General features: G+C 69.3%; 9 protein-coding genes and 1 pseudogene. 5 read left to right on the top strand and 5 right to left on the bottom strand.

Annotated elements, in window-relative coordinates:
• A partial coding sequence (locus IQ216_RS10615; RefSeq protein ID WP_193815445.1) for an NFACT family protein occupies nucleotides 1–516 on the bottom strand: 516 nt, incomplete at its 3' end.
• 61 nt (nucleotides 517–577) lie between these two features.
• Here IQ216_RS10615 and gmk point away from each other — a divergent pair.
• Nucleotides 578–1,201 (top strand): guanylate kinase, encoded by a 624-nt coding sequence (gene gmk, locus IQ216_RS10610; protein WP_193815444.1) that lies wholly within the window; start codon nucleotides 578–580, stop codon nucleotides 1,199–1,201.
• Nucleotides 1,202–1,267: 66 nt separating this feature from the next.
• On the opposite strand, the gene IQ216_RS10605 is transcribed toward gmk, so the two are convergent.
• Together IQ216_RS10605 and IQ216_RS10600 are read right to left on the bottom strand one after the other, a co-directional pair.
• Nucleotides 1,268–1,384, bottom strand: coding sequence for a Photosystem I reaction center subunit IX (locus IQ216_RS10605; RefSeq protein ID WP_193815443.1), 117 nt, complete (start codon nucleotides 1,382–1,384; stop codon nucleotides 1,268–1,270).
• An 11-nt stretch (nucleotides 1,385–1,395) separates the two neighbouring features.
• The gene (locus IQ216_RS10600) at nucleotides 1,396–1,893 is read right to left on the bottom strand and encodes a Photosystem I reaction center subunit III (RefSeq protein ID WP_193815442.1); all 498 of its coding nucleotides are present in this window, start codon (nucleotides 1,891–1,893) and stop codon (nucleotides 1,396–1,398) included.
• Between the two features lie 108 nt (nucleotides 1,894–2,001).
• On the opposite strand from IQ216_RS10600, the gene tsaD reads away from it, so the two are divergent.
• Together tsaD and IQ216_RS10590 are read left to right on the top strand one after the other, a co-directional pair.
• Nucleotides 2,002–3,057, top strand: a complete 1,056-nt coding sequence (tsaD, locus tag IQ216_RS10595) for a tRNA (adenosine(37)-N6)-threonylcarbamoyltransferase complex transferase subunit TsaD (protein ID WP_186697017.1) — start codon at nucleotides 2,002–2,004, stop codon at nucleotides 3,055–3,057.
• A gap of 165 nt (nucleotides 3,058–3,222) precedes the next feature.
• A complete protein-coding gene (locus IQ216_RS10590; RefSeq protein WP_186700653.1) occupies nucleotides 3,223–3,387 on the top strand; it encodes a high light inducible protein in 165 nt (54 codons plus the stop codon).
• A gap of 33 nt (nucleotides 3,388–3,420) precedes the next feature.
• On the opposite strand, the pseudogene IQ216_RS14295 reads toward IQ216_RS10590, so the two are convergent.
• Nucleotides 3,421–3,760: pseudogene (locus IQ216_RS14295) on the bottom strand (ATPase, T2SS/T4P/T4SS family); the annotation flags it as partial.
• 57 nt (nucleotides 3,761–3,817) lie between these two features.
• Between IQ216_RS14295 and wecB the strand changes: the two are divergent.
• Nucleotides 3,818–4,936 (top strand): non-hydrolyzing UDP-N-acetylglucosamine 2-epimerase, encoded by a 1,119-nt coding sequence (gene wecB / locus IQ216_RS10585; RefSeq protein ID WP_193815441.1) that lies wholly within the window; start codon nucleotides 3,818–3,820, stop codon nucleotides 4,934–4,936.
• A gap of 19 nt (nucleotides 4,937–4,955) precedes the next feature.
• On the opposite strand, the gene IQ216_RS10580 is transcribed toward wecB, so the two are convergent.
• Nucleotides 4,956–6,017 (bottom strand): efflux RND transporter periplasmic adaptor subunit, encoded by a 1,062-nt coding sequence (locus tag IQ216_RS10580; protein ID WP_370566705.1) that lies wholly within the window; start codon nucleotides 6,015–6,017, stop codon nucleotides 4,956–4,958.
• 219 nt (nucleotides 6,018–6,236) lie between these two features.
• Here IQ216_RS10580 and IQ216_RS10575 point away from each other — a divergent pair.
• Nucleotides 6,237–6,353, top strand: a 117-nt coding sequence (locus IQ216_RS10575; RefSeq protein ID WP_193815440.1) for a GTPase, incomplete at its 3' end; no start/stop codon positions are given.

The raw sequence follows: 6,353 nt of genomic DNA, 5'->3' as shown, positions 1-6,353 counted from the left end.
GTCCAGGGGCGGGGGTGGCTGGTAGGGATCGCCGGTGCCGATCGGCCGCAGCCGCGACTGGGCTGTCTTCACCTGGCGCCCCAGAGCCACCACCTGGCGGCCGTCGCCATCGGGCTCCAGCAGCAGCAGGTTGCTGTGCCGGCCCATCAGCTCAGCCACCAGCCAGCGCTGCGGAGCCTCACCGGGGCGGCGGGCGAAGCCCAGCTCCAGCACCCGCTCCCAGCCGACCTGCTGGAGGCTCACCAGGGCCAGTCCACCGAGCCCGTGCTGCAGCTGCTGGGCCAGGGTGCTGCCCTCACCCTGGCGCGGTGGGGGGGCGATGGCGTGCACCCGGGCCGCCTCGGCCTGCCAGCTCAGCTCCAGCCACTGCATCCCCTGCAGGTGGCGCAGCCCCAGCTGGATGGTGCCCGGGCCGGCCTGCTGGGCTTTTTCCAGGCGGCTGGGCAGCAGCAGGCGCCGCCATTCGGCCAGCACCGCCTTGAGGCTGGTCACGTCCTGGGCCTGGAGGCTCGCCATGGCTGCGCTCCAGCCCTTCCGCGTGTGGCTTCTACTCTGCAGCCCTGCCTGCGCGCGTTCCATGGCCCGACTCACCGTGATCACCGGTCCGAGCGGGGTGGGCAAGGGCACGCTGGTGGCCGAGCTGTTGCGGCGCCATCCCGAACTCTGGCTGTCGGTGTCGGCCACCACCAGGCCCCCCAGGCCCGGCGAACAGGAGGGCAGCAGCTACTTCTTCCTTAGCCGCGAGCGCTTCGAGCAGCTGGTGCAGGAGGGGGGATTTCTGGAGTGGGCCGAGTTTGCCGGCAACCGCTACGGAACGCCGCGGCGGCCGGTGGAAGAGCATCTGGAGGCAGGCTGCTCCGTGCTCCTGGAGATTGAACTGGAGGGGGCCCGCCAGGTGCGGCAGACCTTCCAGGCTGGCTATCAGTTGTTCATCAAGCCCCCCTCCCTGGAGGAGCTGGAGCGCCGCATCCGTGGGCGGGGCACCGACAGCGAGGAGGCGATCCGCCGCCGGCTGCAGCGGGCCACGGTCGAACTGGCCGCAGAGGAGGAGTTCGATGGGGTCCTGGTCAACGGCGACCTTGAAGCGGCCGTGGCTGAGCTGGAGGCGGCCCTTGGCCTGGCCCCGGCTGATGCGGCGGTGGTGCTTGCACCCCAGGGGACAACACGCCAACGGCCCGGCACCCAACGAGCGCCGTCATGAAAAAACGGCCCCGGGGGGCCGTTAAAGGATCTGAAGGTCAGACCATGAGGGGCTGAAGGTTCGCTTTCAGAGCGGATGAAGGATCAGGTCGGGGAAGGCGCGAAAGATCTCAATGGTGAGGCCGGCCGTGAAGGTGAACCAGATCGCGGCCACGACAGGGGCGGTGGTGAGGAATTTTTTCATGGTTCCAGGAATCAGCGGGGGGAAACGGTCACTTTGGAATCGGCTTCAATCATCTTCCCGCCGGCGAACTCACTGAAGGCAGCGAGAGGCCAGACAGCGGCGGCGAGGGTGGATTTGAACGCCAGTGGCATGTCGATCTGGATCTCACGCATGGTGGCGTCCTTGCTGCCGCGGATCGCGATCAGATAGGAGCGGCCGGCCCAGCCGATCGTGCCGGCGATGTAGAGGAAGAGCAGGCCTGGGATGAGGAAATCACCGGCGTGGCTGAAGCGGCCATCCACGATCAGGCGGGGCAGGCCGTCATCGCCGCAGAGGGCCTGGCTGTACACGTTGAACCGGGACTTGGCCTGGTCGGTGCTGGCAGCCGAGGCCCGCTGCTGGAAGCGGGGGCTCTCGGCACAGGGGGTCAGGCCGGCCACCGATTCCGCGGCCGAAGCCACGGGGGCAAGGCCGATGAGCAGAAAGGCCGAGAGCAGAACCGCACACAGGCGGGGGAGAAGACGTCGCATGGAAAGCCTGGGTAGAAGCCGGGAAGAGTGCCCTGCGGAGCCCTGCATCGGCGTGGGGCCGCAGGGCAGGATGTCACTCGCGGACAGTAGGGGAGCTCCCCGGGCGCCATGCCAACGGTTCTGGCCCTCGAAACAAGTTGTGACGAGTCAGCGGCTGCGATTGTGCGCGATCGCACGGTGCTGGCCAGCGCCGTGGCCTCCCAGGTGGAGGAGCATGCCCGCTGGGGCGGCGTGGTGCCCGAAATTGCCTCGCGGCGCCATGTGGAGGCCCTCCCCGCCCTGATCGATCGGGTCTGCCGCCAGGCCGGCCTCGGCCCCGCCGCCATGGATGCCATCGCCGCCACCGCCACCCCCGGGCTGCTGGGGGCCCTGCTGGTGGCCTCGCTCACCGGCCGTACCCTGGCCCGGCTCCATGGCCGGCCCTTCCTGGGCATCCATCACCTGGAGGGTCATCTCTGCTCGGTGCAGCTCGGCGATCCGCTGCCGCCAGGGCCCTACCTGGTGCTGCTGGTCAGCGGCGGGCACACGGAGCTGATCCAGGTGAGCGGCCCAGGGCTCTACCGGCGGCTGGGGCGCAGCCACGACGACGCGGCCGGCGAGGCCTTCGACAAGGTGGCCCGCCTGCTGGAGCTGGGCTATCCCGGTGGACCTGCCATTCAGGCCGTCTCGGGCGCGGGGGATCCCCATCGCTTCGCCCTGCCCAAGGGCAGGGTGTCGAGGCCTGAGGGCGGCTACCACCCCTACGACTTCAGCTTCAGCGGGCTCAAGACGGCGATGTTGCGGCTGGTGCGGTCGCTGCAGCAGAGCGGAGAGCCGCTGCCGCTGGCCGACCTGGCCGCCAGCTTCGAGCAGGTGGTGGCGGAGGTGCTGGTGGAGCGCAGTTGCCGCTGTGCCCGCGACCTGGGCCTCGGCACCCTGGTGCTGGTGGGCGGCGTGGCCGCCAACCGGCGGCTGCGGGCCCTGCTGCAGGAGCGGGCCAGCCGCGATGGCCTGCAGTGGCGGGTGGCTCCCCTGCCGTTCTGCACCGACAACGCCGCCATGATCGGGGTGGCGGCCTGTCAGCGCCTGGACCTGGGCCAGACCAGCTGCGCCAACCTCGGTGTGTCGGCCCGTTGGCCCCTCGAGCAGGCGGACAGGCTCTATGAAGCTGCGGCCTGTTTCTGAGCAGAGTGGAGCCTGGAGGCTGTGAGACGAGGCGTCAACACAACAGCCCTATTCTGAACGGCAACCGGTGGATTTCCGATGCCCCCCGCAGACGCTGAAATGGACAGCGAGCCAGGGGCCGTGGTGAGCACGGAAGTCGAGGCCGCCGTTGCTGACGGCCATGCGCTGAAGCCGAGCGAGCCCGACCATGAGCCGGTGAGCCCCACCGAGCTGAACGCCTGGCGGCGTGGCTTTACCCCGCAGGCCGAAATCTGGAACGGACGTCTGGCCATGCTCGGCCTGTCTGTGGGGCTGACGGTGCTGCTGCTGGCCAGGCTGGCCATGGGCTGAGCCGGAGTCAGGTTCTACCCCTGAAGGCCCCTCCTCCACCCTGCCGGCGTTCACCAGATCCAGCAGCGACTGGTTGATGGTCTGCATGCCGCCGAAGCGGCTACGCCTCATGATCTCCTCAATCGCATCGAGTTCGCCGCGCTGGATGTCATCCCTGCAGGCATCAGTGTTCAGCAGGATGTCCAGGTAGGCGGTGTGTTGCCCCTACCTGGTCTTGATCAGGCCCTGGGACACCACAGCCAGCAGCGCTTACGACTGCCGAACACCAACTGGCCCGTCTGGGAGGCCTCGATGGCGGTGGAGAGGGTCTCGCGGTCGCGGATCTCGCCGATCAGGTCACGTCGGGGTCTTCGTGCATCGAGGCCCGCAGGGCGGTTTGACTGGCCGCTGGAGGGCCCCTTCCTAAGATCCCGCCGTCCGCAGGCCCGCCTTGACCAAGCCCCTCGTGAGCATCGTGCTGGGCACCAGGCCAGAGGCGATCAAGCTGGCCCCGGTGATCCTGGCGTTCCAGCAGGCCCACGACTTCCGCACCCGGGTGGTGCTTACCGGCCAGCACCGCGAAATGGTGAGTCAGGTGATGGAGCTGTTCGCCCTCACGGCCGACTGCGACCTGGCCCTGATGGCACCGCAGCAGACCCTCACCCACATCACCTGCGCCGCCCTCGAGGGTCTCCAACGGGAGTTCGCCGAGCACCCTCCCGATCTGGTGCTGGTTCAGGGCGACACCACCACCGCCTTCGCCTCGGCCCTGGCCGCTTTTTACGGCCAGATCCCCGTGGGGCACGTGGAGGCCGGCCTGCGCACCGACAACATTCTTGATCCCTTCCCGGAGGAGGCCAACCGGCGGCTGATTTCCCAGCTGGCCCAGCTCCACTTCGCCCCCACCGAGCAAGCGGCCGCCAACTGCCGGGCCTCGGGGGTCGTGGGCCGCATCCTCACCACGGGCAACACCGTGATCGATGCCCTGCTGCAGATGGCCGAGCGGGCCCCGGCCTATGGGCTCGACGGCCTCGACTGGCAAGGGCAACGGGTGATCCTGGCCACGGTGCACCGGCGCGAAAACTGGGGTGAACGCCTGCGCGAGATCGGCCAGGGATTCCTGGCGCTGCTGGAGCGCTTCCCCGACACGGCCCTGCTGCTGCCCCTGCACCGCAACCCCACGGTGCGGGAGCCGCTGCAGGAGCTGCTGGGCACTCACCCGCGGGCCTTCCTCACCGAACCGCTCGACTACGACGAGCTGGTGGCGGCGATGCGGGGCTGCACTCTGGTGCTCAGCGATTCCGGCGGGCTGCAGGAAGAGGCGCCCGCCCTGGGCAAGCCGGTGCTGGTGCTGCGCCGCACCACCGAACGGCCCGAGGCGATCCAGGCCGGCACCGCCAAGCTGATCGGCACCGCCAGCAGCGACATCCTGGCCGAGGCCTCCGCCCTGCTCAGCGATGCGGCGGCCTATGAGGCGATGGCCCGGGCCCACAACCCCTTCGGCGACGGCCAGGCCAGCGGCCGGATCGTGGCGGCGGCGCGGCAATTCCTGACCGACCAGGACGCCTGAGCCCAGGCGGGCCGCGCCCTCAGCGCTGCTTGTTCGACCAGGGGGGCAGGTCGATGAACACCCTGGTGCCTGCTTCCAGGCCGGAGAGAATCTGGGTGTCCTTGCCGCCGCTGATGCCCAGTTCCACCGGCTGGAACAGCGGCTGCCGGTACTTGTCCACCAGCAGCACGCCGGGCCGGCCATCCTCGGTCACGATCGCCACGGTGGGCACGAGGGTCTCGGCCTGCACCTGACCGGTCCTGAAGTCCACGTCGGCGGTCATTCCGATGCGCAGATCGGGCTGGGGTTCGAGGAAGCGCAGCACCACGTCGAAGGAGGTCACGTTGTTGAGCTTCACCGCCCGGGGGGTGATCCGCTTCACCACCACCTCGAAGCGACGGTCCGGGAAGGCATCCACCCGCACGCTGGCCGGCTGGGCGAGCTGGATGCGGCCGATGTCGCTCTCGGGCACCTTGGCCACCACCTCGAGGCCCTGGGCCAGCTCCACGATTGAGGAGCTGGTGGCGCCTGCTGTGGCCGAGGCGGCGGTGGTGGGGGTCACGAAGGAGCCTGGATCGGCGAAGCGCTGGGTGATCACGCCGGCGAACGGGGCGCGCACGATCAGGTCGGCCTGCTCCACCTTGCGGGCTGCCAGGCGCTGACGGGCGGCTTCGGCGGCAGCCTTATCCACCAGGAAGGTGCTGCGCACGGTGTTGTAGTCGCTGAGGCTGATGGCGTTTTCTTCGAACAGCTTTTCGTTGCGCTCCAGTTCGCTGCGGCTGCGCATCAGCTGGGCCTGGGCCGACTGCAACTGGGCCCTGAGCTCATTGATGCGGTCGGCGAGATCGCCGCTGTCCATGCGGGCCAGGGCCTGGCCTGCCTGCACCTGGTCACCCTCCTCCACGAATAGTTCCTGGAGCACGCCCTGGCGCTTGGGACTCACGTTCACCCGCTTGACGGCCTCCAGCTCCCCGGAGGCGCTCACCACGCCGGGCAGGTCACCGGACTGGGCCAGCACGGTGTAGGGCTCAAGGTTGGCCGACGCCGCGTTGCGCTGGCGCTGCCATACCACCCCCGCCGCCAGCACGAGCACGATGGCCACGCCGGCCACAGCCCAGAGGCGCCGCCGTTGCCACCATCTGGATGCCGGGGCAGGGGCGCCTGAATCGCCGTTCTGAGCTGGTTCTGGAGCGTCGGTGGAGGGATTGGAGTCGGCCGGAGTCCTGGGCCGGCGGGGGATAAGGATCGGAATCGGCCTGGCCAGCATCTGCCCCCAGTCTCGCGGCCGAGGGGGCCGGGCTGCGGCCCGTAGATTTCCCCCATGCTCAAAGCCGGAATCGTCGGGCTGCCCAACGTGGGCAAGTCCACTCTGTTCAACGCCCTGGTGGCCAACGCCCAGGCGGAGGCGGCCAACTATCCATTCTGCACGATCGAGCCC

Origin of the sequence: Cyanobium sp. LEGE 06143 (assembly GCF_015207535.1) — a bacterium.
Taxonomy (GTDB): Bacteria; Cyanobacteriota; Cyanobacteriia; order PCC-6307; family Cyanobiaceae; genus NIES-981.
This window is presented reverse-complemented; position numbering and strand designations above follow the sequence as displayed.

What these genes read in the sequence shown, in the direction of transcription:
- gmk (WP_193815444.1), top strand. Translation starts at nt 578, where the DNA reads ATGGCCCGACTCACCGTGATCACCGGTCCGAGCGGGGTGGGCAAGGGC.
- IQ216_RS10605 (WP_193815443.1), bottom strand. Translation starts at nt 1,384, where the DNA reads ATGAAAAAATTCCTCACCACCGCCCCTGTCGTGGCCGCGATCTGGTTC.
- IQ216_RS10600 (WP_193815442.1), bottom strand. Translation starts at nt 1,893, where the DNA reads ATGCGACGTCTTCTCCCCCGCCTGTGTGCGGTTCTGCTCTCGGCCTTT.
- tsaD (WP_186697017.1), top strand. Translation starts at nt 2,002, where the DNA reads ATGCCAACGGTTCTGGCCCTCGAAACAAGTTGTGACGAGTCAGCGGCT.